The organism is Embleya sp. NPDC025285 (assembly GCF_055558835.1).
The window spans coordinates 1-25,871 of the sequence record NZ_JBVHLU010000126.1; the positions used below are offsets into that span (position 1 = coordinate 1).

Annotated in this window: 26 protein-coding genes; all 26 read left to right on the plus strand. The window is 72.0% G+C overall.

Annotation, left to right across the window (positions count from 1 at the left end):
- Window positions 1-155 precede the first annotated feature (155 nt).
- The 26 genes from ACZ4FV_RS45530 (at window position 156) to ACZ4FV_RS45655 (ending at window position 25,827) form a co-directional block, all read left to right on the plus strand.
- Entirely contained in the window at window positions 156-1,616 is a 1,461-nt protein-coding gene (locus tag ACZ4FV_RS45530) for an SCO6880 family protein (protein ID WP_465326786.1), read from the plus strand.
- A 37-nt stretch (window positions 1,617-1,653) separates the two neighbouring features.
- Window positions 1,654-2,133: a DUF6238 family protein gene (locus tag ACZ4FV_RS45535; protein ID WP_465326788.1), complete on the plus strand. Its 480-nt coding sequence runs from the start codon at window positions 1,654-1,656 to the stop codon at window positions 2,131-2,133.
- Window positions 2,133-3,629, plus strand: a complete 1,497-nt coding sequence (locus ACZ4FV_RS45540; RefSeq protein WP_465326790.1) for an ATP-binding protein — start codon at window positions 2,133-2,135, stop codon at window positions 3,627-3,629. Before ACZ4FV_RS45535 ends, ACZ4FV_RS45540 begins: the two co-directional genes overlap by 1 nt.
- Window positions 3,630-3,633: 4 nt before the next feature.
- Window positions 3,634-4,164 carry a hypothetical protein gene (locus ACZ4FV_RS45545; RefSeq protein WP_465326792.1) on the plus strand — a complete coding sequence of 177 codons (531 nt, stop codon included), beginning with the start codon at window positions 3,634-3,636 and terminating at the stop codon, window positions 4,162-4,164.
- 54 nt (window positions 4,165-4,218) lie between these two features.
- Window positions 4,219-5,088, plus strand: a complete 870-nt coding sequence (locus ACZ4FV_RS45550; protein ID WP_465326793.1) for a hypothetical protein — start codon at window positions 4,219-4,221, stop codon at window positions 5,086-5,088.
- 33 nt (window positions 5,089-5,121) lie between these two features.
- Complete coding sequence (locus ACZ4FV_RS45555; protein ID WP_465326795.1) at window positions 5,122-6,264, plus strand: hypothetical protein; 1,143 nt, start codon at window positions 5,122-5,124, stop codon at window positions 6,262-6,264.
- A gap of 30 nt (window positions 6,265-6,294) precedes the next feature.
- A complete protein-coding gene (locus ACZ4FV_RS45560) occupies window positions 6,295-7,587 on the plus strand; it encodes a hypothetical protein (RefSeq protein ID WP_465326797.1) in 1,293 nt (430 codons plus the stop codon).
- Between the two features lie 23 nt (window positions 7,588-7,610).
- Window positions 7,611-8,366: a hypothetical protein gene (locus tag ACZ4FV_RS45565; RefSeq protein ID WP_465326799.1), complete on the plus strand. Its 756-nt coding sequence runs from the start codon at window positions 7,611-7,613 to the stop codon at window positions 8,364-8,366.
- A 120-nt stretch (window positions 8,367-8,486) separates the two neighbouring features.
- Window positions 8,487-8,873 carry a hypothetical protein gene (locus ACZ4FV_RS45570; RefSeq protein WP_465326801.1) on the plus strand — a complete coding sequence of 129 codons (387 nt, stop codon included), beginning with the start codon at window positions 8,487-8,489 and terminating at the stop codon, window positions 8,871-8,873.
- A 4-nt stretch (window positions 8,874-8,877) separates the two neighbouring features.
- Complete coding sequence (locus ACZ4FV_RS45575) at window positions 8,878-9,543, plus strand: hypothetical protein (protein ID WP_465326803.1); 666 nt, start codon at window positions 8,878-8,880, stop codon at window positions 9,541-9,543.
- Window positions 9,544-9,745: 202 nt separating this feature from the next.
- On the plus strand, window positions 9,746-9,967 hold the full coding sequence (locus ACZ4FV_RS45580; protein WP_406445858.1) for a hypothetical protein: 222 nt from the start codon (window positions 9,746-9,748) through the stop codon (window positions 9,965-9,967).
- Between the two features lie 195 nt (window positions 9,968-10,162).
- The gene (locus ACZ4FV_RS45585; protein WP_465326840.1) at window positions 10,163-11,305 is read left to right on the plus strand and encodes an AAA family ATPase; all 1,143 of its coding nucleotides are present in this window, start codon (window positions 10,163-10,165) and stop codon (window positions 11,303-11,305) included.
- Window positions 11,302-13,101 (plus strand): vWA domain-containing protein, encoded by a 1,800-nt coding sequence (locus tag ACZ4FV_RS45590; protein WP_465326807.1) that lies wholly within the window; start codon window positions 11,302-11,304, stop codon window positions 13,099-13,101. The genes ACZ4FV_RS45585 and ACZ4FV_RS45590 overlap by 4 nt, the downstream gene beginning before the upstream one ends.
- Before the next feature lie 208 nt (window positions 13,102-13,309).
- Window positions 13,310-13,801: a hypothetical protein gene (locus ACZ4FV_RS45595; protein WP_465326808.1), complete on the plus strand. Its 492-nt coding sequence runs from the start codon at window positions 13,310-13,312 to the stop codon at window positions 13,799-13,801.
- Window positions 13,798-14,304, plus strand: coding sequence for a hypothetical protein (locus ACZ4FV_RS45600; protein WP_465326810.1), 507 nt, complete (start codon window positions 13,798-13,800; stop codon window positions 14,302-14,304). Before ACZ4FV_RS45595 ends, ACZ4FV_RS45600 begins: the two co-directional genes overlap by 4 nt.
- Window positions 14,305-14,345: 41 nt before the next feature.
- Complete coding sequence (locus ACZ4FV_RS45605) at window positions 14,346-15,077, plus strand: hypothetical protein (protein WP_465326811.1); 732 nt, start codon at window positions 14,346-14,348, stop codon at window positions 15,075-15,077.
- 74 nt (window positions 15,078-15,151) lie between these two features.
- A complete protein-coding gene (locus ACZ4FV_RS45610) occupies window positions 15,152-16,408 on the plus strand; it encodes a hypothetical protein (RefSeq protein ID WP_465326813.1) in 1,257 nt (418 codons plus the stop codon).
- Entirely contained in the window at window positions 16,405-16,734 is a 330-nt protein-coding gene (locus ACZ4FV_RS45615) for a hypothetical protein (RefSeq protein WP_465326815.1), read from the plus strand. The genes ACZ4FV_RS45610 and ACZ4FV_RS45615 overlap by 4 nt, the downstream gene beginning before the upstream one ends.
- A 77-nt stretch (window positions 16,735-16,811) precedes the next feature.
- Entirely contained in the window at window positions 16,812-17,774 is a 963-nt protein-coding gene (locus tag ACZ4FV_RS45620; protein ID WP_465326819.1) for a hypothetical protein, read from the plus strand.
- Between the two features lie 110 nt (window positions 17,775-17,884).
- Window positions 17,885-19,669: a type IV secretory system conjugative DNA transfer family protein gene (locus ACZ4FV_RS45625; RefSeq protein WP_465326821.1), complete on the plus strand. Its 1,785-nt coding sequence runs from the start codon at window positions 17,885-17,887 to the stop codon at window positions 19,667-19,669.
- Window positions 19,666-20,589 carry an adenine nucleotide alpha hydrolase family protein gene (locus tag ACZ4FV_RS45630; RefSeq protein WP_465326823.1) on the plus strand — a complete coding sequence of 308 codons (924 nt, stop codon included), beginning with the start codon at window positions 19,666-19,668 and terminating at the stop codon, window positions 20,587-20,589. The genes ACZ4FV_RS45625 and ACZ4FV_RS45630 overlap by 4 nt, the downstream gene beginning before the upstream one ends.
- Window positions 20,586-21,701, plus strand: coding sequence for a DNA cytosine methyltransferase (locus tag ACZ4FV_RS45635; RefSeq protein ID WP_465326827.1), 1,116 nt, complete (start codon window positions 20,586-20,588; stop codon window positions 21,699-21,701). Before ACZ4FV_RS45630 ends, ACZ4FV_RS45635 begins: the two co-directional genes overlap by 4 nt.
- Window positions 21,702-21,810: 109 nt before the next feature.
- The gene (locus tag ACZ4FV_RS45640) at window positions 21,811-23,019 is read left to right on the plus strand and encodes a hypothetical protein (RefSeq protein ID WP_465326830.1); all 1,209 of its coding nucleotides are present in this window, start codon (window positions 21,811-21,813) and stop codon (window positions 23,017-23,019) included.
- Window positions 23,020-23,067: 48 nt separating this feature from the next.
- Window positions 23,068-24,228 carry a hypothetical protein gene (locus ACZ4FV_RS45645; RefSeq protein WP_465326832.1) on the plus strand — a complete coding sequence of 387 codons (1,161 nt, stop codon included), beginning with the start codon at window positions 23,068-23,070 and terminating at the stop codon, window positions 24,226-24,228.
- Between the two features lie 55 nt (window positions 24,229-24,283).
- A complete protein-coding gene (locus tag ACZ4FV_RS45650; RefSeq protein ID WP_465326835.1) occupies window positions 24,284-25,429 on the plus strand; it encodes a DnaB-like helicase N-terminal domain-containing protein in 1,146 nt (381 codons plus the stop codon).
- Window positions 25,426-25,827: a hypothetical protein gene (locus ACZ4FV_RS45655; RefSeq protein ID WP_465326837.1), complete on the plus strand. Its 402-nt coding sequence runs from the start codon at window positions 25,426-25,428 to the stop codon at window positions 25,825-25,827. The genes ACZ4FV_RS45650 and ACZ4FV_RS45655 overlap by 4 nt, the downstream gene beginning before the upstream one ends.
- Window positions 25,828-25,871: the final 44 nt, after the last annotated feature.

Genomic DNA, 25,871 nt, shown 5'->3' on the forward strand with positions numbered 1-25,871 from the left:
GCAGGGAGGAAACCCCCCCTCCCCCCCCCCCCCCCCCTTTCCTCCCTCCCCCCCCCCCCCCCCCCCCCCCCCCCCCCCCCCCCCCCCCCCCCCCCCCCCCCCCCCCCCCCCGGCCCCACTTCCTTCCCTGACCGACCGTCGCAAGGACACCCTCGATGACGACCCCCGATGCCCAACCCGAGGCAGTTCGCTTCCCGCACCGTAGCCGGCGCGGAGTCCTGGCCGGACTCACCTGGCCACAACTCACTGTCGTCGGCGTCGCAGGCGTACTGCTGCTCGCGGTGATACTCACCGCCGGACTCGTCGGCGCCCTCAAACTCGTCCCGCTGTGGATCGCGTTCGGCGCTGTCGTCGTCGTACGCCACCACGGCCGTTCGCTCGCCGAGTGGGCACCGATCGTGGGCCGCTACGCGATGCGCCGCGCCCAGGGCCAACTCGTGTGGCTGGCCCGTCCGGCGACTCGTCCCAAGCGCGCCGGGCTCCTGCACCTGCCGGGCACCGCCGCCTCCCTTCGCGTGGTCACCTCCCCCGACGGCGCCCTGGCCGCCGTCCACGACGCACGAGCCCAGACCCTCACCGCCGTGGTCCGCGTCGCCAGCAGGGCGTATGCGCTGCTGGACCCCGACGCGCAGAACGCGAACGTCGCCGGATGGGGACGCGTCCTGGCCTCCCTGGCGCGCACCGGGCAGGTCGCGAGGATCCAGGTGCTGGAGCGCACCGTCCCGGACTCGGGCGACGCCCTGAACCGCTACTGGCACGAGCACGGCGACCCGAACGCCCAACCGGCCGCCGGGATCTACACCGATCTGCTCCGCGCGGCGGGCCCTGCCGCCGCACCGCACGAGGCGTACGTGGCCATCGCCTTGGACCTCAAGGCCGCCAGGCGCCTGATCGTTCAGGCGGGCGGCGGCCTGAGCGGGGCGTTCACCGTGCTCTCCCAGACCGCGAGCACGTTCGAACAATCCTCGCGCAACGCCGGCCTGGTGCCCTCGGGATGGCTGAGCGCCCCGCAGATCGCCGCGGTCATTCGCACCGCCTACGACCCGGTGTCCTCCCCGGCTCTGGACCAGTGGTCCGACGACGGCCGCCCTCAGGCCGCGCCTGAAGCAGCCGGTCCGGTCCTGGTCGTCGAGGACAGCGACCGCATCCGCACCGACACGGCCCACCACGCGGTGTTCTGGGTCGAGAACTGGCCGCGTACCGAGGTCGGTTACGGATTCCTGCATCCGGTGCTGTTCAGCTCGGGCACCCGACGGACCCTGTCGATGACGTACGGCCCGCAGCATCTGGAGGCCGCGTTGCGCGACGTGCGACGCCGCAAGAGCGCGGTCGTCTCGGACGCCGGCGAGCGTGCCCGCCGGGGCCAGGTCGAGTCGGAGGCCGACTCGATCGAGTACGCAGACATCCGCGAACGCGAACGCCAACTGATCGGCGGACACGCAGACGTCGCGCTGACCGGACTGCTCACGGTCTCCGCAGACACCTCCGACGACCTCAACGAGGCGTGCGCGCGCATCGAGACCGCAGCCGTCGGCGCCCTGGTCGACCTGCGCCGGTTGACCTGGCAGCAGGCCGAGGCGTTCACCCACGCCGCGCTGCCACTCGCCCGCGCCTGAACCCCCTTTCCCCTTCACCTCGAACGCCGGAGCCCCCATGCCCGCACCGTCCCCGGCCCTCCCGGCGGGTCCGGCCCCGCACTACCTGATCTTCGCTGGCGTCCTCCTCGACCTGCACCGCACCCTCATCGTCCCGGAGTCGGCCGCTCCCGCCGACCGCGCCGAACTCGACACCCTGCACGGCCACCTGCTCGCGCTGCACCGCATCGTCGACACCCACGCCGCACGCGCACATCCGATCGCCGAGGCCGAGAGCGACCACCTTCGAGCCGCACGCACCCACCTGTGGCAGGCAGCCGAACAGCTCCACCACGCCTACCACCACGCACCGCACCCGGGCGCCGGACGCGCCCCCGAAGGCGACGTCTGCCACCGCCGCCTGCCCGAAGGCGCCCCCGCACTGACCGTGTGCCAGCGCCACATCGCCGCCCTCGCCCGGGTTCGACGCCATGCCACACCCGCGGACCTGCGCACCCCCACACCGGGCCTGGTCCGCCACGCGAAGAAGGAGCACTAGTGGGTATCCGCCGCGCCAGCGCGTCCACACTCTTCACCCCGGCCGACGCTCCCCGCCTCGACCGCAAACGCGCCCGCGACCAACTCGACCGCGCCCAGGGCCGCGCACGACGCGCTGCCCGCCGCGAGCACCCGGTCACCGCCCCCGGCCCCGACCCCGACCTCGTCCCGACGTACCCCGCCTCGGGCCGGCCCGGTCCCGCCTCCGCCCGCGGCACAAAGCTCAAGCTGCCCGCGCACCGCATGACCACCGCAACCGCCTCCGGCGCCTACCCCTTCCTCGCCGAGGGGGGACTGGGCAGCGAGGGCATCTACGTCGGCCGCGACATGCACGCCGAAGGCGCCTTCTGCTACGACCCGTTCAGCCTCTACGGCCGCCTCGAAGGCTTCACCAACCCCAACATTTTGCTCGCCGGCGTGATCGGCCAGGGCAAATCCGCGCTCGCCAAGTCCCTGGCCATGCGTGCCACCGCCTTCGGCTACCGGATCTACGTCCCGTGCGACCCCAAGGGCGAGTGGTCGCCGATCGCCCTGGCCCTGGGCGGCCACACCATCGCCCTGGGCCCCGGCCTGCCCGGCAGGCTCAACCCCCTCGACGCCCCCGCCCGCCCCGCCAGCGTGCCGGAGGAAGACTGGACGAGCGAGGTCCGCAAGCGGCGGCTGTTGCTGCTGGGGTCATTGGCCCGGACCGTCCTGGGCCGCGAGTTGCTGCCGATGGAGCACACCGCCCTCGACGTCGCCCTCGACCACACCGTCGCCACCGCGCTGACTCACGGACGCACCCCGCTCCTGGGGGACGTCGCACGCGTCCTGGGCACGCCCGCAGCGTTGGACGCCGCGTTCGGCGAGCAGGGCAATCGTCTGGGCGCGGCGGCCGAGGACCTCGCGCACGCCCTGCGACGCCTGGTCGCCGGGGACCTTGCCGGACTCTTCGACGCGGAGTCGACGGTGTCCTTCGACCCGACCGCCCCCATGCTCTCCATCGATTTGTCCCGTCTGGGCGGATCCGGCGACGACACCGCCCTGGTCCTGGCGATGACCTGCGCCAGCGCGTGGATGGAATCGGCGCTCGCCGACCCGGGCGGGGGCCGCCGTTGGGTGATCTACGACGAGGCGTGGCGCGTCATGCGCCATGTCGCGCTCCTGGAGCGCATGCAATCCCAGTGGAAGCTCTCCCGCGGCCTGGGCATCGCGAACCTGATGGTCATCCACCGCCTGTCCGACCTGCTGAGCGCCGGCGACGCCGGATCCCGCGGACGCGCCCTCGCCGAGGGCCTGCTCGCCGACTGTTCCACCCGCATCATCTATCGGCAGGAAGCCGACCAACTCGCCGCCGCTGCAGGGCTCCTGGGCCTCACCAACGTCGAAAAGCAGGCCGTGTCCGCCCTGGCCAAGGGCCGCGGCCTATGGCGGGTCGCCGGGCGCTCCTTCATCACGCAGCACCTCCTGCATCCATACGAGCTCCAGCTTTTCGACACCGACGCGCGGATGCACTGAGACCGTGCCCTCCATCGATCCCGCGTACGTCCGTCAGCTCGCCCACACCCTCGACAAGGTCGTCGACGACCTCCCCCGACCCGAAACGGTCCAACGCGGCGACGACGTCAGCCGAAACATCCACGTCGTGCTCCGCGACCTCGGCAATCTCCTGACCGAACTGCGCGTCGACTCCAGCGAGGAGCGCACCCACCCCGCGACATACTCCCAACCCGGGAGCGCCAGCGCGGTGTTGGCCATCTGCGCTTCGCCCCTGGGCGGCGCCCTGGCTTACCTCGGACACGCCGAGCAGCTCCTCGGCCGCCCCCACGAGGGCACCCCAGGCTCACCACGCGTCTCGCTTTCACGCAGCGAGGTGCTCGGCCTCCGAAGCCTCAACCTGGCGGGCACCAGCCTGCGCGAGGCCGCCCACCTGCTACGCGGCCACGCGACACGGCTCTCGTGCGTGGCCACCGGCCGACCCGGCACCGCATCGACACCCGGGGTTCCCACGACGACGCGCACCGCCGCCGCCAAACCCGGCCGAACCCGCTGACACACCCGCCACAAGGCGCTGACGCCGCCATCACCCCCACGGGAGCCCAAGTCCGTGAACGACCTCCACGCCGTCACCGGCCTCGAATTCGCATCGCCGGAAGAGAAAGCCGCCGCCCAGGACGACGAACTCTGGCACGCGCTCCGAGCCATCGCCACCAGCGCGGCAGCGAGTCTGCCGGTATTCATGACGATGGGTGGGAGCAACATGAACCGCGCCTCCATGCTCGGCCTCGGCGAGGACCTGTGGGGCGCCACCGAAATGCGCGACGCCCTCACAACCACGCCGGGCCAGCAGGTCACGCTGTGCCTGCGCCGCGACGGCGACATCCTCGTCGTCAGGCACCCCACCGACCGCGATACCTTCCTCGCCGCAGCGCTGGCCCCCCGGCACGTGAACCTCGACGTCGACTGGACCAACGACGCCCACGCCCCCGACGTCCTGCGTATGCCGGCCGACCCGGAACGCGCCGCCGAGGCGATCTCCAGCGTCCTGTGGCCGCGACAACAGGCAGCGGTCGCCACCCATCGCCGAGCGGCCGTCAGCGGCGGCACGGAAGTCGCCGTCGGCGTCATCCAGAGCGGATGGAGCGCCGGATGGCTGGCAGCCCGCGTCACCGACACCGCGCGATGGAACACCCTCAACAACCTCGAATACCACGGCCTCACCCGCGACGACCACTGCGTGTACACCCTGCGCGACTGGGACCAGGCGCAGGCCGAGCACCTCGTCGAACACCTGCAGCGCACCGGCGTCCGGGTCCGCCAAGACCCCAGCTTCCCCGTGCGCACCACCGCAGCGCGCAGAGCCGGCGCTACCGCCACCAGCACAGTGACGTCCGAAACCCCCACGGCACCCACCGCCACACAGCCTCCGACGGTCCGCGCCGCGCAGCCCCCGGAGCCGGGTCCCCGCCGCCACTGACGCCTCCCGGATCGCCCCGAAAGGAGCATTGTCATGACCGACGAAGCGTCACGGATCGCGTTCACCCGTCTCAGCGGCTTCGCGGGTGACGTCGCCCGCCGTTTACCCGGAAAGTGGTGGCAGGGGCGGCACTACTCCCACATCTCCGACGCGGATCGAGCGGAAGTGGCCAGGACCCTGTGGGAACACGGGCCGCTCGCAGCGGCGCTGCGCGAGCGCCCTCTCGCCCATCTGTCGCTGCTCGTAGGCCCGGACCGCCAACGCCTCGTGGTCGCCCCGCATCCCACCGACGCGGCACGTCACCTCATCGGGGCACTCGTGCCCGACACCTGGGAGTTCGCCGTCGACCCGGACCGAGGGCCGGATGCCGTCGAGGTAGGTGACCGGCCCTCCCAGGCGGCCCGCGCGGTCGTCGCCGACTTCCTGCCGCGGTACCACCGCGCTCGCGACGGCGACATCCTCAACTCACCGGCCGGCGTACTGGCCGCCGAACTGGCACGGAACCTGCCCGGTCCCTGGGCGCACAGCTCGCACCGGGTACGCGAGGGCCAGCCACTCCCGCGCATGTGGGGCGAACCCGAAGCTCCTGTGTGGGCCCGGTCGGACACCGCCTCGACGTCGTACGCCCTCGTCCACGGACCGGGCAGCGAAACGCTGCTGGTCGTCCCGGATCCCTTCCCCGCACACATGTGGGTGGGCCCACTCACCCCGGAGCACATCCTCGTCGCCGACCCCGGGAGCGACATCGTGATCGCCCCGGCCCCGATCACACTGCGGATCGAGGCGCCCTCCAGCGTCATGGTGGCGACGCTCCTGCGGGAGTACCGCGAAGCCGTCGCACGTCTCGTCGCCCACGCCCGGCCCTTCGGGACCGACGCGGGTCCTGCGGTGACCATCGGTCTTCGCGAAGGCGTCGACGTGGTCGCCACGACCAGCGAGGAGACCCCGGCCGCCGCATACGTACTGCTCCGTCACATGGGCTTCGACCATCACCGCACCGGCCACCGGCCTGCGGACAACGACATCGTCCATGCCCGCGCCACCGTCGGGATCCTGCGTTCCGCCGGACTCCCCGTCCGCGACCGTCTGCCCGCCGCCCTTCGCGCCGCACCCGCGAACCCGAACGCGCCGGGGCCCCGAGCCCTGCCCCCGCGGTCCGGCGGTCCACGCCGCTGAACCGTCCCACCCCGAATCAGGAGGCGAAGCGTGAGCACCCCGGTCCCCGAACCCGAAGCCGACATCGTCATCGGCGCGCACCCCGAACACGGGGTCGTCGCACGCAACCACACCAAACACCCCAGCGCGGCGTTCCTCCTCAAACGCCTGGGCTTCGAACGCTCCGCGACCGGCATCTACGTCATGGGCCCCAGCACCCAGGACCCCGCCATCCGTGCCGCCCAATCCGTCGCCATCCTGCGCGCCGCGCACTTCCAGGTGAAGGCCGACGTGGCGTTCGAACCCGCGCCCGGGACACTGCGCCCCCTCCAGCCGGAGCCGTCCGTGGACGCCTCCCTCACCCAAGGCGCCAAACTCAGTCCCGGCGTCGCGTTCGGGAAGCTCGACAGTCGGGGCATCGTCGCCGCCGTCACCGACGACAACCCCCTCGCCGAGTCGATCCTGCGCGTCGCGGGGTGGCGCCGCGACCCCGTCCACGCCGACGACCTGCTGCGCCTGCCGGTAGCGATGGATCACGCCCAGGCCAGCGAACTCGTCCATCTGACCGCGAAGTTGCTCCGCACCACCGGCACGACCGTGCACGTCGTGCCCGGCACCACCACCGCACCGGCGCCAGCACCGACCGCGGCCCCCACCGCGGCGCGCGAGCCGGACCGTCCCGTGCCCAGGCGGGTCGCCGGTGTCGTCGAGACCGACGAGCGGGGCCTGATCGCCGCCCTGCGACGGCTCCTTCAAGCCCTCGCGGTCCGCACCAAGGACCTGGGAGTCAAGGCGGGGACCTGGGCGGCGAACGACCTCGCGGCCAGCGCGAACCGCCTGGCCCAGGCCGGCACGGTGCTCCTGGACGCCAGCGACCGCATCCGCGCGCGCACCGGCGAGGCGCCCTCGGGGCCCACCCCGAAGGAGACGGCGGAGATCGCGGTACTGGACTCCATGACCGCCGCGCTCGACAAGGACTCCTCCGCCGAAGCCATCGTCCGCACACTCGACGCCCTCAACGCAGAGAACGGGCCCCTGTCCCAGGTCAAGGACACCCTCACCAGGACCGCGTCCCGGTGCGCCGCCCTGCCCGGCCAGCACGGCGCGGTAATGGCCAGGCAACTCGCCGACGCCGCACGACGCGTAGGTCAGATCGCGGACGCCATCACCCACATCGGCGACCACCTCGCCGACCCGCCTCCTCCGAAGCCGTCCTTGCGGGCACGCTCTGCCGCCGCACGCGCGACCACCACCACCGCCGCCGCCGGCCCCAGGCCCGGTTCGCCCACCGCCGCGCACCCCGCCTGGACCGGCGCCGCCGCGCCCGGCCGTACCCGTCGCTGACCCACGCACGACCGGAGAAACCCGTGGTCCACGAATACGACGTCATCATGCACCGCAGCCTCGTGAGCGGCGGAATCTGCATCCGCTCCGTCGACGAAACGATCCCCGAACACGCGCCGATGCTCCGCGAATTCGGCTTCCGGTGGGACCGGGACGAACACGCCCTCGTCCTACCCGAGACGCTCACGCAGGAGCAAGTCCTCGCGAGCGCGTCGCAGGCCGTGCGCGCCCTGACCGACGCCCACGCATGGCTCCTCGTCGACGTCGACCTGCACGACCTGCCGATCCCCATGCCGCTGCCCACCACGTTGCGCGCCGGAGAGATCCTGCACGCGAGCGCCGCCGAGGTGGCGATCCGCCCGCATCCCCACGACCAGGCCCGCGTCATCGACGAACTCGCCCAGGAAGGCGGCGTCTTCGACGGCCTCTCCCACCTGATGGGAAGGCTCCTCGAACGCACCGAGGACCACCCGAATCCCGAACGCGACGCGATCAGCACAGCACTTCGGACCGCCGACGGCCACTTGGCCATGGCCGCCGCGGAACTCGACCGCGCGAGCATGCGCCTCGCCGCCTGGGAAGCCCCCGACCCCGACACCTGCGCGCCAGCGGCACAACCGGTATACCCCGCCGAGGCGCGGTCCACCGCCACGACCCCGCCGCAACGCGCCCCGGTGGTCGCCCATGCCACCGGGCTCGTGAGCCGGCCGTCCACCATCGCGACGCGCCCACGGCCACCGGAGGCGCCGACCGCGCCCGCGGCCACGCGCCGTCGCTGACCCGCCGAACAAAGGCGGGCTCTCCCACGCGTCATCGGCGCCGACGACATAGCCCCCGCACCCGAGGCCCGGTCGACCCGAACCAACCCGTCAGCGCTGAGCCCTCAGGAAGGAAGGTTCATGGTCCCCACTCCCCGTCCGGACGTCTCGATCGGCGTCCACCCCCGCTTCGGGATCGTCGCCCGGACCACCGACACCGCCCCGCCCCTGGCCGCCCGCATCCTCGCCATCGCCGGCTTCGAAGCCGTAGGGGTCGGCACTCACGTACTGGACGACACCGACGACGAGGCCGAAGACCTACTCCACGCCCACGACGTCGTCACCGTCCTGCGCGAGGTTGGGCTCCCCGTCCGCTCCGACCTGCCGGCCTCACCGAGCGCCACCACACTCCGGGCCGCCAGCCACCACCTGGCCACAACCGGCGAGCGCCCGGTCGTCGCGTACTCCGCCCCATCCGTGAATCCGGCGTACACACCGCCCACCTCGGCGCGCCCACCCACGCGCTGACCGGTTGCGCCCACTCGCGCCCCGAGCCCCGCCGACGATCCGGAGCCGCTGCATCGCCACCCACGAGCACACCCCACCCGATCCCCCGACCAGCGTCGCGGACATCGACGCCCTCGCCGCGTCCATGAGCCGGCCCGACACGGTTGCGGAATCGCTGTACCGACTCGGCCATCGAAACCCGCTGTTCGCCGCCCTGGACAACGCGATGGTCACGGCCTCGATCCGCAGCCGCGAGATCCCCGACCGCGACGTCGGCCAGGCGCAGGACTGTCTGCGGCACGCACGCATCCTCCTCGCGCACGCCGCGAACGACATCGTCTCCGCCAGCGAATACCTCGTCGCTCCACACCCCGCACCCGACACACCGCAACGCACCCGCACAGCGCAATCCGACGCGAAGGAACGGCGGGCGGCCGATCCCCGCGCCTCGGTGACGGCCCGACCCGGGCCGGACGCGGCCCGTGCCGCGATCGCCGCCGCTCGTGCACCCGCCGAACCCCCACCCCGGCTCGCGCCCCCACCCCGGATGCAGCCCGCCCCGTGGACAACCCGGCCGCCCGCGTCCACTTCGACAGCCGCGCCGACCCCATCCGCGCCGCCGGCCACAGGACCCGCCGTCGCAGACGCCCCGGCCCCCGCCGACCCCACCCCGCCCCGGAGGACTCGATGAGTGTTGTTGGTACACCCGGCTATCAGAACGTGCGGAAAGGCGAGTCAGGTCGCGGCGGGGCGGTAAGGCCCGCCCTGGAGCATGTCGGCAGTCATTGCCCATCGTTCGTGGTCCAGCCACGCACCGTTGATTTGCTAGAAGCTCCGGGCCCGCCACCACCGATAGGAGATCCGCCTTGCCCGAAGCACCAGCAGAGCCGTTCATGACGATCCGGCACACCATCACCGGCGAGATCACCACCACCGGCTACAACGCCGCCGCCCGGCGGATCCTGCTCCAGGCCGGCTTCGAAGAGACGCCAGGCTGCGCCTGCCGGGCGACGGAACCCGGTACGGAGCGGACGCACGGGCCTGCTCGGCGGCCAGCGAGCTGCTCGTCGCCGGCCATTCCGTGCACCTGGACCGAGCCCTCGGTCGGCCGGTGAGCGCCGACGGTACGCCCCGGTTGGCCCTGTCACCGATGTCGGCACAGTCCGTGATCCGCTCCGAGAGCGGCCAGCCTCTCCAGCGCATCGCCAACCCCGCCCACACCCCGCACCTGTTGAAGGATCCTCGTTTTGACCACACCCGGAGCGCCTACCAGTCCAGCGCGCACCAAGGGCGGCGAACTACGGGCCAAGGTGGCCCGACTGCTGGCCGACCGGCCGGCGGACACGCTCACCATCGGGGACATGGCCAGGCAGCTGGGCCACTCCCACGGCGCCGTCCGCAACGCCGCCCTCACCCTGGTGCGACGCGGCGAGGCCGACCAAGGCGGAACCGGACAACCGGAGTTCCGCGCGAACGTGAAAACCGCCGCAGCCGCGCAGACCGCTGTGATCAGCCCACCGGGCACCCACTCTCCCCGCGCCCAGGCGGCCACGGCCCGCACGACCATTCCCGCAGCAGCCACGCCCAGGCAGACCGGCCCGATCCGCCGCGCGGGGGGCCAGGTCTACCACCCCCGGGAGCTGGCCGATCTACCCGACACCGAGGCGCTGAATCGCTTGCGCGACGCCGAAGTGCCGGTGCTGCTCTACGGCCCTCCGGGCACCGGCAAGACATCGTTGGTCGAGGCGGCTTTCCCGGACCTGCTCACCGTCGCCGGTGACGGTGACACCACGGTCGGCGACTTGATCGGCGAGTACACACAGGACGACGCGGGAGCCTACGTCTTCCAGTACGGCCCGCTGGTCACCGCGATGACCGAGGGCCGCGCCCTGCTGATCGACGATGCCACCTTGATCTCACCGAAGGTCCTCGCGGCGCTGTATCCCGCGATGGACGGGCGCAGGCAGATCCAGGTCAAGGCCCACAAGGGCGAGACCATCAAAGCCGAGCCGGGCTTCTACGTGGTGGCGGGCCACAATCCCGGCGTCCACGGGGCGGTTTTGACGGAGGCGCTCGCGAGCCGGTTCAGCGTGCAAATCCAGATCGGCACGGACTATGACCTCGCCCTGGCGCTGAAGATCGATGCCCGGGTGGTCCGGGTCGCCCGACACCTCGCCCACCAAGTCGAACTCGGCGAGCTGGGCTGGGCCCCCCAACTGCGAGAGCTGCTCAGCTACCAGAAGACCGAGGCCGTCCTCGGCACCAAAGCCGCGCTCGCGAACCTGGTCGGCATCGCCCCTCTGGAGGATCGCGACGCCGTCGCCGCTGCCGTCATCAAGGCTGCCGGCGTCAAGGAAATCCGCCCCCTCACCCTCGGCAAGCAGCTCTCCGCCTCGGCCGTCCGGCAGCCCCCGGGCAGCACCGGCACCGCGCACCGGGGCCGCTCACGATGAGCACCCACCACCACGTCCAGTCCCCCGCCACCACACCGGACGACGACGCCGACCTCGCGCGATGGGACGACGACGGCGCCCCGCCCGCGCAACCCCGTTCCTCCCCGGACGCGTGGCTGCGCGTGGGAGCCGAACTCGGCGATCGGCTGGTCGCCCTCTCCGGCCGCCAAGACCTCCTCGTCACCTGCCGCCCCGGCACGCGCAGCGGCGCACCGGCCGCGTTCTTCCCCACTCTGGGCGAGGTCGAGTTCGACGCCGGCCTGTTCGCCCCGCTCCAGCCCCACGAGATCCATCCGCGGATCGTGGGCGACGAAGAGCGGTATCCCGCCGCCTGGGGAGTGTTCGTCCACGAGGCCGCGCACGCGGCCCACTCCATCTGGACGGCGCCGGCCGGAGCGAACCCCCGTGTCGTCGAGGCCGCGCTCCTGCTGGAGGAGAGCCGCGTCGAAGGCGCACACCTGATCACGCGGCCCACGGACCGCACGTACCTGCGCACCAGTGCCCGAACCCTGGTCATGCCCGACATCGCCCACCCCACCCTCCAGGGCATCGAGCACGCCGCCGCCGTGGCGGCCCTGGTCCTCGGCCGCCGTGACGTCGGCATCCTGGACGCCGGCGAGACCCGGGCCGTCGCCGATCTGTGCGAAAAGGTGCTGGGCGCAAACCTGCTGGCCACACTCACCCGCATCTGGACCGCAACCCACCAGTGCGCCGACCACGACGCCACGACCATGCTCGCGCACGCTCAAAAATGGTGCGACGCTCTGGACACTGCGGCCCCCGCCCTGCCCGTGCCGGAGAACCTCACCGATCTGCTGTCCGACGCCGTTGGGGTCGTCATGGACAGCACGGCAGCCACCGACGCCGCCGACCTCGCGGCACAGGCCGCAGCGACCAACGCCATGGCCGCGCAGTCCAAGGCGCAGGCTCAGGACCGCGCCCAGCGGGCCGGCCGGCGACGCCAAGCCGCCGCCACCGCCAAGTCGGTCTTCAACGCCCGTGGCACCACCGTCAACCCCGACGGCACACCGGCGCCCCACGGCAACCCGGTCACCGGCACCCGCAGGCCCACCGCCGCCGAGCAGAGTGCCGCCGCGCGCCTGAGCCGCGCCCTGCGTGCCGCCGCCTACCGCGAGCGGACCGAGGAGCGGACCACCAGCCCCACCCCGCCCGGCCGCCTCAACATGCGCGCCGCCCTCGCCCGCGATGCTCAGCGCGCGGCCGGGTCGGTCCCCACCGCGGAACCGTTCACCCACACCCGCCGCCGGAACTCCCCCACCCCACCGCTGCGTGTGGGTATCGCCGTCGACGTCTCCGGCTCCATGCGTGCCGCCTGCGCGCCCGTCGCGTCCGCTGCCTGGATCGTGGCACGCGCAGCAGCCCTGACCGACCCCGACTCCCTTACCGCCACCATCGCCTACGACAGGCACCTGACCGCATTGACCCGACCCACCCACCGAGCACCAGAGCGCGTGACGACGTTCGATGCCAAGGGCGGCCACCACAACCTCGGCGACGCCATCGACGCACTCGACCACGGCCTCGAACTCAGCCGCCCCGGCGCCGGCCGCCTCCTCGTGATCGTCACCGACGCCCGGTACGGCAGCGACGAAACCGCTCAAGCCGTCACCCGCGTCAAGCAGCTCACGACCGCCGGCTGCGCCGTACTCCAGCTCACCCTCACCGCGGGGTCCCACCACTTGCCGGGGACCACGTTGCTGCACCTGCCCCAGCCCTCCAGCGCTCCCGTCGCCATCGCCACGGCGGCCACAGACGCCATCCGCAGGACACGCTGAGACGACGCAGAAGGCGGAAGCGTCCCCGAGACCACCGCCAAGCACTCCAGACCACCTCCGTCCACCGCATGAATCGTGCATCTGATGCACGACCCTCCGCAACGACGCGGGCCACCACCCCAACCGCCAACGAAAGGCACTCGATTTGAAGCCCCAGACCAGCAGCCCGACCTCGAACGTAACGCCCATCAAACGGAATTCCCCGGGGGTGACCACCCACTGGACGATCGCCCACTCGTGCGGCCACGAGATCGAAGCCGACCTCGGCCACAAGGCCGCGGACGAGCGCGCCGGCTTCGCACGGTGGCTCGCGACCAAGGAGTGCACCGACTGCTGGCGCGCGGCCCGAGCCGCCGACGACACCGACAAGGCCGCATGGCTCCAGGCACGTCGCACCGCCGAGCAGGAGGCGGCCGACGCCTGGTCGCAGCAGTACGCGATGCCCGAACTGGAGGGCACCGAACGCGCGCTCGCGTGGGGTACCCGATGCCGCCACGACCTCGTCTCGGCCGCATACACCGCCCTGGTCGTCGAGGGCGAACTCGGCGAGGACGAATGGCAGACCGTCGAGGAGGCGGTCCGCACGATCACCCGCGCGGGGTGGTGGATCGACCAGCGCGACAACGCCCCGAGCGACCTGCCCGAACTCCTCGACGCCGCCACGGGCAAGGACCGTCCGAACGAGAACCCCTTCCGATGACCATCGAACCCGCAGCCCCACGACCCGCCCCACGCGGCCATGCTTCGCGCCTGCCTCGGGAATGGATCCCGGCCGACCCCCAGTCCCAGGACTCCGCCACGTACATCGCGTGCCGGCGACCCCACGTCGCGTGGATCGTGGACATCGCGACGCGCAACGCCGACGGCCATCCCGGCCGGGCCTCGATCGCCTGCGACAAGGCCGCGCCGCCCGAACAGCGCTACATCGCCTCCGTGATGTGGACCAGCGAGAGCGAGCGCCTGTACGCAGCGGTCCACAGGCACCATCCGACGGTGGACGGTGCGATTCGATGGCTGACGGACATCTGTCGCGACATCGATCCGGCCCAGGTCCCCCCGTACGTCGCACGGGCTGTCTCCATCTGGGCCGCGCGCACACGAGACGTCCGGGCGGTATCCACCCTCACCCCCGGCCTCCGGGCGGCGCCCACCCCCGCCAGGCCCGCGTTGCCCCCGGGATCCGCACCCGGGCAACGGCGGTGAGACCGCTCCGAAGAGAACCCGTTCCGCGCCAGGAGGCCGCCATGTCCGTTCCCCGCCCCGACCTGGGGACCACACAGCAGGATCAGCCCCACGGCCCGGACGAGCCGTGGCGCCGGGTGGGAGTCCGCGTGACCATCACTCGCCCAGGCCGCGTGGTCCTCGCAACCTGCCACGAACCGTTCGTGGCGACGTTGCTGGAGCGTGCCGGCTTCGAGCCCTACGAAGCCAACCTCCGCTTGTACCAACTCCCCGTGGAATTGGACGAGTCGGAGATCATCGCGCGGTGTGTCGCCGCAGTGCGGATGCTGGACGCGTGCCGGTTCCGCATCGATGTGGACCCGGGCCTGTTGGCGCCGTCGGACGGCCGCCGTCCCGCCGCGTCGATGTCGGCGCTGGCCACGATCGCCGAGCAGGTCGCCCGCCACGGCACCCCGCGCGACGCGGACGCGCTGGCCCATGTCCTCCTCGACGCCGACCACGGGCCGCTGTGCCGCGTGCGGGAACACGTCGCCACTCTGATGTCCTGGCGCGACGACCGAGACGGCAGCCACCGGGTGGAACACGCCCGGATCGAGCGGGCCGCGCACATGATGGACCTGGCCCTGGAGGAGCCGCCCGCACAGCGCACGACGCGTTCGCAACACGCGACGGCGCGGTTCGACGCCGCCCTCGCCCGCACCGCGGCACTGCGCGCCGCCCCGGCGACCACGTCTGGACCCGAGGTGCCGTACGACCTCGCGAGGCGCGACCTTCACCCGCGCCCCGGCCGGTGACCGCCGGCAACGACCCGCTCGCACTCGACCCGGCGACCGATCCCTCGCACGCACCCCAAGGAGTCAGCACCGCCATGCCCGAATACCCCCTGCGCTCAATCTCCACGACGGCCCTGATCCGCGAGGCGAAGTACGGGAACCCGTTCGACGACCGGCCCGCCGTCCTCATCGCTCGGTCTTCGCGCGGCTTCCTCGCCGAGGCCGGCCACGGCCGGTCCCACGACCTCCTGGAGTCGGCGGGATTCCCGCAGTCGCCCGGATCACGCCGGTTCGACCGCGAGCACCCCCTGGGCCGCGAGGGTGTCGACGACGGGACCCGGGCCGCCAAGGCTGTGGCGGCGTTGTCCGTGGAGGACTACCCCACGACCGTGGACCCGGGCCTGCTCGACCCACCCACCAACCTCCTGCAACACCTCACCACAGCGGCCTTGTTCGGCACGATCCGAGGCATCGAGTCCCACCCGGGCCCGGCCACCGTCGACACTCTCGCGTACCTCCTCCTCGACCCCTACGACGGCGCTCTGCAACGCATGCGCGGCCTGCTCGCGATCGTGGCCGCCCGCCGCGACCAGGACACCGACCCGTCGGTGATCGAGCACACCTGTCGCGCCCGGGACACCCTGGAAGCCGCGCTTCGCCAAGCGCACCCGGTCCATCTCCCTCCCCGCCGCACCCGCGCTGCGACACCGCCCACGGACGTGCCCGCGCGGACTCCCGTTGTGATGCGGCGCGAGAGCAACGGCCACCACGTCGTCGCCCGGACCAGCGACCCCACGGCCGTCGGCCACCTCTCGCAATCGGGCTTCGGCACGTGCGCGTTCACCACCGACCGCTACCTGCTGACCCCCGGCCAGCAGGAATGGTACGTCCAGGAACGCTGCGTGCGGGCGGCGCGGCTGCTCGCCAACGCCGACATCCCCGTCGACGTCCAAGACGACGACCTCCTCGCGTCCCCGACGTCGCACTTGGCGTCGTGGTCCTCCGCCGACATCGCCGACGTCGCCGAACTGCTGATCGACCGCGCCGACCACACCACCCTCACCCACCTGCTCCTGGGCCACGACGGGGCCGTGCAGCGCGTGCACGAACACCTCGACTCCCTCGCCCAGCACCTCGCCCACCACGGCGCGCACAACCGTGCCGCCGCCGTCCTGGACACCGCCCGAAGCGTCAGCATCACCCTGATCGAAGCAACCCCACAGCTCGCGGCCGACGCTCCCACCACCGCCCGAACACGCACCACCACACGCGGGAAGCACCCGACAACCCCGCAGACGAGAAGCGGACCGGATACTCCGCGCGCGACTTCCCGTTCCGGGCGGACCCGATGAGCACACTCACCACAGCCCCGGCGACCGCCGAAATCGCAGGCGCCCTCGACAGCGTCGCCGCCTTCTCGCGCCACCTCGGCACCTGGGCCGAACAAAACCTGGGCAACGTCGCCTACGCCACGGAGCTGGCACGGGCCGCCGAACTCGTCGACCAGGCATCCACCGTGATCAACCGCGACCGGGCACACGCACCGACACCACCCGACAGCCCGTCCCTCACCCGGGCCGCCACCACCCGCACCACCACACCGGCCGCCCCGCCCGTCCAGGCCACCACGCCCGTGCGCCCGGACCCGGCAACGTCGCACCCCCGCCACACGCGCTGAGCGGCACCCCGTACCAGCCGCCGACACGCCGTAGCCGTCTCCCGCCATTTCGCACGGACCCATTCCTGGAAGGCTCCATGTTCGCCACCATCCACCGCTTCCGGCTCGACGTCCGCGAGACACTCGCCGAGGTCTACGGCCCCAGCCGAAGCCCCGTCTCCCCGCGTCCGGCCCTGGTCCACGCCGCCACCGGCAGGCCGACCTTCGAAGCCGATTCCCTCGCGGACACCCTGCGCGCACTCACGAGGGGTCTCGACGTGCCCCCGTTGTCCCCGAGCGCGTCGTACGTCGAACGGTCCGTGCGCGCCCCCGTGTGGCACTGCAGTCTGGGGCAGGCCCCGGGCAGCCGCCGGCTCGCCGACGCCGAGTGGACTTCCGTAGCGCGGCGCATCGTGACCGCGGCCGGTATCGCCGACCCGGCCCAGGGCCCCGCCTGTCCGTGGATCGCGGTGCGCGACCGGGCAACGGAGCACCTGCATCTGATCGCCCCGGCCGGCCGTCGCAACGGCACCAAGCCGAACCTGTTGGGCAGTTCCCGTCGCGTGGTCGCCGAGGCGAACGCCATCGGCCGCGAACTCAACGCCCAGAACAGCCGCCCCCGAACCGAACCGGTTGACTACGACTACGACCCGGCACGCACCGTGTTCCTGCGCAGCCACATGCCCGGCGTGGTCACCGCCGACGGCGGGGACACCCTTGCCCGAGCGATCCTGCTGGGTGCCGGCTTCGACATCGAACACAGCCCGGTCAGCGACGGCGGCTGGATGCGCACCCCGTACGGCGCCGACGACGCAGCCCTGGCCGAATACACATACACGGCCGCATTCGAACTGTCGTCCCGCGGCTACCAGGTCGAGGCCGACCGGGTCCTGCACCAGGTTCTCGTCGTTCGCGACACCGAACAGATGCGTGCCGCGATCGCCCGCACACACGCCGCCGTCACGACGTCCTCGGCCCGGCCCGTGAACACCCCCGGCGCCGCCGCGTCGACCCCACCGCCCTCCGCCGGACCCGCGGGCGCGGCCCGCCACACCCGCTAGGAACCCGCGCCGAACCCGCCTCCCGGAGGCCCACTTCCGGTCGAGGCGCCGGCGCTCGCAGCACCGCACCCCGCCCCGCTGCGATTCCCCCTGCCCGCAAGGAGCTTCCTGTGTCGTCCCCGCGCGCCTCCGCGCCCTCCAACACGCCCGGCATCGACGCCGCGCTCTACGCCATGTTCGGCGCCTTCGCCCTTGCCGCCGGTGGCGGCAGCATCGCCTGGGCGGTGAGCAATGCCGCGAACTCCCTGATCGGGAAGGGCCCGTGGACGCCGTACGCGCCGGTCGCCGTGCTCCTGCATCCCGACCGGAGCTGGCCCGCGCTGCCGCACCCGGTGCTGATGGCCACGTGTTACGTCGTCCCCGCGATCCTGTTGGCGCTCGCCGCGGTGGTCGGCTTCAAGGTGCGGGCTCGGATCACCTCCGGCGGCGCCGGGCTGGCGGGACGACGCGAGCTGGAGATGCTGCTGCCGAAGGAGATCACCGCCAAGGCCAAGTCGTTGCGGCCCTCCCTGAAGGACGTGCCGGCCAAGGAGATCGATCCCGACGATCGCGGGATCCTGCTGGGCACCCTCGCTCCGGGTTCCCACGAGGTGCGTTCCTCCTGGGAGGACGTGCTCCTGGCGATCATGGCCCCCCGCTCGGGCAAGACCAGCGGCCTGGCGATCCCCGCCGTGCTGCGCGCGCCGGGCCCGGTCCTGTTGACGTCGAACAAGGCCGCCGGCGACGCCTACACCACGTGCCTGGAAGCTCGTTCCACGCTGGGGAAGGTCTGGACGCTGGACCCGCAGCAGATCGCGCACGCCAAGCAGACCATGTGGTGGGACATCCTCGGCGACGCCCGCGACCTCGCCGGCGCCAGGAGGCTCGCCGGACACTTCGTGTCGGCCAGCGTCGACGAGGGCAACCAGGGCGACTTCTGGTCCACCGCCGCCGCGAACACGTTGACCGCGCTCTTCCTCGCCGCGTCCCGGGACCGGCGGCCGATCACCGACGTCCTGGCGTGGCTAGCCAGTCCGGCCGACCGCACCCCGGTGGACGTGCTCCAGGACCACCGACTCGACGCCGTCGCGGCCCAGTTGCAGGGCACCGTGTCCGGCGCCGTCGAAACGCGCGACGGCATCTACGAGACCGCCCGCCAGTACGCGGCCTGCCTCCTCGACCCGGGCATCGCCGCCTGGGTCACCCCCAACCACGACCTCGACGCGTTCAGCCCGGCGGACTTCGCCACCGGCACCGACACCCTGTTCCTGCTGAGCAAGGACGGCGGCGGCAGCGCGGGCGCGATCATCGCCGCAGCCGCGGACGCGGTCATGCGCGCCGCCGTCGCCCAGGCCGAACGCGCCGGAGGACGCCTGGACCCGCCCATGCTCGCGATCCTCGACGAGGCCGCGAACGTCTGCAAGATCTCGGACCTGCCCGACCTGTACTCGCACCTGGGCAGTCGGGGCGTCATCCCCGTCACCATCCTGCAGTCCTACCGCCAGGGCGTGCGGGTGTGGGGCGAGGCCGGGATGGACGCCCTGTGGTCGGCCGCCACGATCAAGCTCATCGGCTCCGGCATCGACGACGCGGATTTCGCCGACAAGCTCAGCCGGTTGGTCGGGGACCACGACGTCCAGACCGTGAGCCACTCGACCAGCGAGTCGGGACGCTCCACCAGCACGAGCATGCGACAGGAACGCATCCTGGCCACCGACGCGATCCGCGCCCTGCCCAAGGGCAAGGCGTTGCTCCTGGCCACCGGTATCCGCGCCGGCGTGTTGGACCTCAAGCCCTGGTACAAGGAGCCCTCGGCCAAGGCCATCGGCGCCGACTCCGCCCGCGCCACCGCGCAGATCACCGAACGCGCGCTCGCCAAGCACCTGAACCGCGACGACGTCGAGAGCGCCGCATGAGCGCCCCGGCCCTGCGTATCCTCAGTCTGGGCGCCGGCGTCCAGTCCACGACCTGCCTCCTGCTCGCGGCCGAAGGTCACCTGCCCAGGCTCGATTTCGCGATATTCAGTGACACCGGCTGGGAACCGAAAGCCGTTTATTCCCATCTCGATCGCATCGAGCGAGAGATCGCCGAACCGGCCGGAATCCCGATCCTGCGCGTCTCCTCCGGGAACATCAGAAACGATGCGCTCGATCCGGATCATCGCTTCGCCTCGATGCCCTTGCATATTCTCAACCCGAACGGGGAGCCGGGACTCACGAGGCGTCAATGCACCTCGGAATACAAGCTGAAACCCATCAAACGCCAGGTCAGAGAACTGTTGGGATTTCCGCATCCGACGCGTGTCCCTCGTGGCGTGTTCGTGGAGCAGTGGATCGGAATCTCGGTCGACGAGGTCCACCGCGCCAAGGACAGCGGCATCCAGTACATGCGCAGTGTCCACCCGCTTCTCGATCTCGGATACACCCGTGCAGATTGCCAACGTCTCCTGCGGGCGAGGGGATTCGGCGAGACCCCGAAATCGGCCTGCCTGGGTTGCCCATTTCATGGAAATCAGCAATGGCGTGCCCTGCGGGACGAATCCCCCGAGGAATGGGCGGATGTCGTGGAATTCGACGCGGCCATCCGCTCGGGCAACGCGAGGGCCACCGCCGAGGGCAGCCCACTGCTGGGGCAGGCGTATCTGCACCGGTCCCGGCTGCCGCTGTCGATCGCGCCGATCGACCGCGTCACCGCGCACGAGTGGAACGCGCGCCAAGGCGACGTGTTCGACGCGGTCGCCGACGCCGAACTCGAATCGGGCGACGCGGACGGCTGCTCGCCGTGGGCCTGCCGATCCGGCTCCCCGGTCCGCGAGGATTTCGGGCAGGCCGCGTGATCCTCGACCTCTTCGCCGGCCCCGGCGGCTGGTCACAAGGGCTGCGCGAGCTGGGCGCGATCGACGTGGGCGTGGAGTGGGACGAGTCGGCGTGCGCGACCCGACTCGCCGCCGGGCACGCCACCTTGCGCGCGGACATCGCCACCCACCCCGTCCGCCCCTTCCTCGCCCGGGTGTCCGGCCTGATCGCCAGCCCCCCGTGCCAGGCGTGGAGCACCGCGGGCAAACGGCTCGGGCTGCTCGACCAGAGCCTGGTCCACCAGGCCGTCGAGAACCTCTCCCGCGGCGTCGACGACCGCGAACACCTGCTGACGGCATGCCGGGATCCGCGGTCCCTGCTGGCCGCCGAACCCATGCGCTACCTCCGCGCCCTCCACGCCCGCGCCGGAGGACCCGAATGGGTCGTGATGGAAGAAGTCCCCGATGTGCTCGCCCTGTGGCGGCAATACGCCCAGATCCTGCGGAGCTGGGGCTTCTCCGTCTGGACCGGGCTGCTGAACGCCGCCGACTACGGCATCCCCCAGACCCGCAGGAGAGCGATCCTCATCGCGTCCCGGCCACGAGTGGCGACCCCACCCGAACCCACCCACGCCGAACACGAACAACCGCCCACGCTGCTGGGACCAGGCAGGGCCGCCTGGGTGTCCATGGCCCGAGCACTGGGCTGGGACACCGACACGGTCGTCAACACCCGCGGCAAACGAAACGCGGGCGGCGGCAACGAGTTCGGCGTCGACCGCCCCTCGTGGGCACTGACCGGAACCACGCGCAGTTGGGTCCTGCGCAGCAACTCGCAGGCCCACGCCGCGATCCGCCGACTCGACGAGCCGGCGCCGACCCTGTTCTTCGGGCATCGGGCGAACGAATCGCGGTGGGAGGCCGCCGCCGACGGGCCTCGTCGGGTGGTCTCGACCACGCCACGTGACCCCGAACTTCGCCTGACCGTCGCCCAGGCCGGTGTGCTGCAGACCTTTCCCGCCGACTATCCGTGGCAGGGCGGCCGGTCCCGGCAGTTCGAGCAGATCGGGAACGCGGTTCCCCCCGCGCTGGCGAAACAACTGCTGGCCCCGCACGTGGGCCACACGCGCGAGGACTTCGAACTCGCGGCGTGACCCCAAATTCCGTCCACAGCCTGTGGACGACGCATCGGCCTCATCCACCCACGCCCACCGATCTTCGCCCACGGCACCATCCCATGCCGACACTCACACCCGGAGTCCTGTGTTCGCCGCTTTGATCACCCGCCGATCCGCCACCGACGTCCTGGCGCGCCACGACGACCCCGACGACAACCCGAAGGTGATCCACGACGCGGCCCGCCCCCTGCCCTCCCAGGACCACCCGTACGACGCCGCGTCGCTCGCCGACGTCCTCGACCGGCCGTACCTCCTGCGCGAGCAGCGCCAGGCACAGAGTGGAACCAACGCCGTGTGGTGCGTGATGCTCGGCGGAGCCCGGGACGGCGCGGCCCTCTCCGACGACGAATGGGCGGCGATCTCCCTGCGTATCGCGACCGCCGCCCGATTCACGCCCACCGAGGACCGGGCGGGCGCCCGCTGGGCCGCGCTGCGGTATCCGTCGAGGATGACGGGGCTGCTGGTCGCCTCCACCGTCGGACACGACGGCCGACCCGTGCGCGTGGACGGCGAGGCGATCACCGCCGCCTGCGACCGGGTGCGCCGGGAAATCGAGCTGCAGGACTCGGTGCCGCCCGGGCCCTTCGACCGCCCGGGGTCCTCGACGCTGGTGTCCATCCGGGACCACCCGTCCGGCGTCGCCCACGCCTGGGGCGGCGACGACCTCGCCGGGCTCCTCCTGAAGCGGGCCGGCTTCCGATTCGTCCAGCCCGACGCGGCGCCCGGCCGGTGGCGCACGCCGTACGGCATCGACCAGGCCGACCGCGCCCACCTGACGACGGAGGCCGTCGCCATGCTGCGCGCCGCCCGCTACGACGTCGACTTCGACGACGACCTGTTCGTGCGCCCCGACGTGTCACCACCGGCCCACCCCATGTCGGACCCCATCCGCGACGCGGGCGAACTCCTCTACTTCTGCAACACCGCCGAAGAGGGCGCGGCCCTCGCCGACCAGGTCCTGGGCCGAGACGGCGTGCTCGACCGTGTCCACGAGTTCACGCACTCCCTCACCGCGTGGGCCGACTACCGCCTCGACGCGGGAGACCTCGCCGCACGCCTGAACACCGCCACCGACACGATCTTCGCCGTCATGGCCGACATGCTCCCCATCCCCGACGAGGTCCGCGCACACCCCCTGGACCCGGACGCCCCACCGGAGTTCCACACCAGACGCGCCACCGCCGCCAAGTCCACCAGCGCCGCCGCCTTCACGGTGCCGCCAACGCCGACACCCCGGGCACCCGAACCCCACCGGCACACAGCCCCGCCGCAGGGCACCACACCCACCCGCTGATCCCCTCGACCGATCCCCGAGGCATCACGACCACGAATCAGGAGACACATGTTCGCCGACATCACCCCCCGATGGGCCGCCGACGTCTTCCCCGACGACAGGCCCTGGACCGCGCCGATCCTCATCCACGGCAACGACCGGACCCCCTGGGAACCGGACCACCGCGCCGTCCGCAACATCGGCGACTACCTCGACGAGCCCGCGCTGCGCCACGGCCGCGGCCTGTCGACCCCCCTGGCGAGCGTCTGGCACATCACCATCGCCGGCATCCCCGACATCGCGGACCTCGACGACGCCGAATGCGCCGCGATCACCAAAGACATAGCGGTCGCCGCCGGCATCCAGAACGGGGAACACGCCACCACCCGCTGGGTGGCCGCACGCTCCCACCAAACCCAGACCCTCCACGTGATCGCCTCCGCGATCGGCGACAACGAGGAATCATTCGCCGTCGATCGCGAACACGTCCACCGTGCCTGCCGCGAGATCGAGCAGCACATCGACGCCCAGCACCACGCGCCGCTGGACCACAGGAGCACCGACGACCTCGACAACGGCTTCGTCGTCATCCGCGACCATGCCGAACTGGGCGTCGCCCACACCCTGGGAGCAGGAGCCGACAGCCTCGCCGAGATCCTCCTGAAGCGAGCCGGGTTTCGCCCCGCATCCCTCGGCAGCGGGTTCTCGGCATGGCGCACCCCCTACGGCGCCGACCTCGACCGGCGCGCCCACATCGCCAGCACCGCCTTCGACCTCCTGAACGCCGTCGGCTACACCGTCAGCATCCAGACGACACTGCTCACCCGACCCATGCCCGACCACGACATCGGCCGCGCCGAACGCCGCGTCACCGACCTCACCGAACAACTCGCCTTCTGCTTCAACGCCGAGGACGCCGCCGAACCCACCGCGGAGATCGACGCCACCCTCCACCGGATCACGGAGTTCACCCGCGCCCTGGGCACATGGGCAGAACACCACCTCGGCGACGACGCGTACCGAGCGCGCCTTGCCCACGCCGCCACACTCCTCGACCAGGCCGCCGAAGTGATCAACCGCGACCCCGCCGACGCACCCGACCCCCGCCCGAACCACATGGTCACCCGGGCCGCAACCACCCGCAGCACCACCCGGACCGGACCGACCACCACACCCACCAACCCCACACCGCAGCCCCCCGCCGGGCCCACGCCCCGCCGCAACCGGTGACCGATCCCCACCCCCGGCCCCGCCGGCATTCGCCCCGCCACGTCGAGGAGACGTCGTGCACCCACATCTCCACGCCGAACAGGCGCTCCTGGGCGCGCTGCTCCTGGAGCCCGTCCGTACGGAGGACGTGCGCGAGCGGCTGCGGCCCGAGCACATGTACCGACCCGCGCACGCCGCCCTCTACCGCGTCCTGCTGGAACGCCCACCCGACCCGCCCGGGGAACGTCCCACCCTGGCCACCCGCACCATGGCCCTGGTACGTGCCGCAACCGCGCACACCGCGGGCATCACCCCCGCGTACGCCCACACCCTCATGGCCGCCTGCCCCCACCCACGCAACGCCATCACGTACGCGCGGATGATCGTCGACGCCGCCGACCACCGAACCCTCACCACCCACGCCATCCGCCTCGGACAGGTCGCAGCCGCCGACCGCGACCGCGACGGCCTTGACGACACACTCACCCACCACCGGGCACTCCACTCCGCCCTCGACGACCTCGTACACCGCTGGGGCGAACCCCGCCGTACCCCCGTGCCGGATTTCGTCGTCCAGGCGGCGCCGCCCAGCGCGCCCTGCCCGCGCGACTTGGCCGACGAACGGGCGCTGGTGGCCGCGCTGATCACGGATCCCCACCCCTTGGACAAGATCGCACGTTGGCTCCTTGCCACCGACTTCGTCGACCGGACACACGCCGCGTTGTACCAATGCGTGACCGCCCTCGTCCACCGAGGCGAGGCCGTCGATCGCCTCACCGTGTTGTGGGAGGCACAACGACGGCGACACCTCACCAACGGCAATCTCGATCCCGAACTCGTCCTGCACATCGGCGTATCCGGCGTGCCCGGCAGCACCGACTACTGGGCCAGACGGGTCCTGCGCGCGTCCCTCCTGCGCACCGCCACCGCAACGGCGGACGCCGTGCGCACCCTCGCCGAAGACCAGGCGCTTCCGGCCCGTGGACTCGTTGCCACCGCGCGCGAGGCCCTCGCGCCGCTGGACGCGATCCGCCTTCGCTGGCACACCGCGATCCGGTCCCCCGCTCGGGAGAGACAGTCCGAAACGGCCGGGGAATCGGCCGCTTCGACGGCATCCGCCGCTCGCTCGCGCACCGGCACAGTGTCACCACCACCCTGGTCCGGGCCCCCTCCCACCATGGCGACCACCGCCCACAGCCCGACCTACGGAAGGCGGCCGTGACCGACACCGACTACCCCCACCACTACCTGCGCGATCCCCTGCACCTGGCCACCGCGTACGAGCAGATCGGCACCGCTCTCACCACCATGGCCGACGGCCGCGCCACCTGGCCCGCGAACCTGCCGAACACCGCCGATCTCGCGGTGATCGTCACCGCCCTGTGCGACGTCGTCGCCCAAACCACCGACGAAGCCCGGGTCCGCGTCGAACCCGATCAACCCGCAGCAAACACGCAACGGTCGATCGGAATGCTTTCGCGCGCCGCAACCCACGCCGCTACCGCGATCAACAAACTCACCGCAGAACTCCACGCCCCGATCTCCCACGCCGAGTACGTGACCGACCCCGGGGCTTCCCCCCGATGTGAGGACACGTCTATGCGGCGTTTGCGAGTGTAGGTGAGATCGCCCGAAGCTCGGCTTCGTAGTTGGTGGGGCTGAGT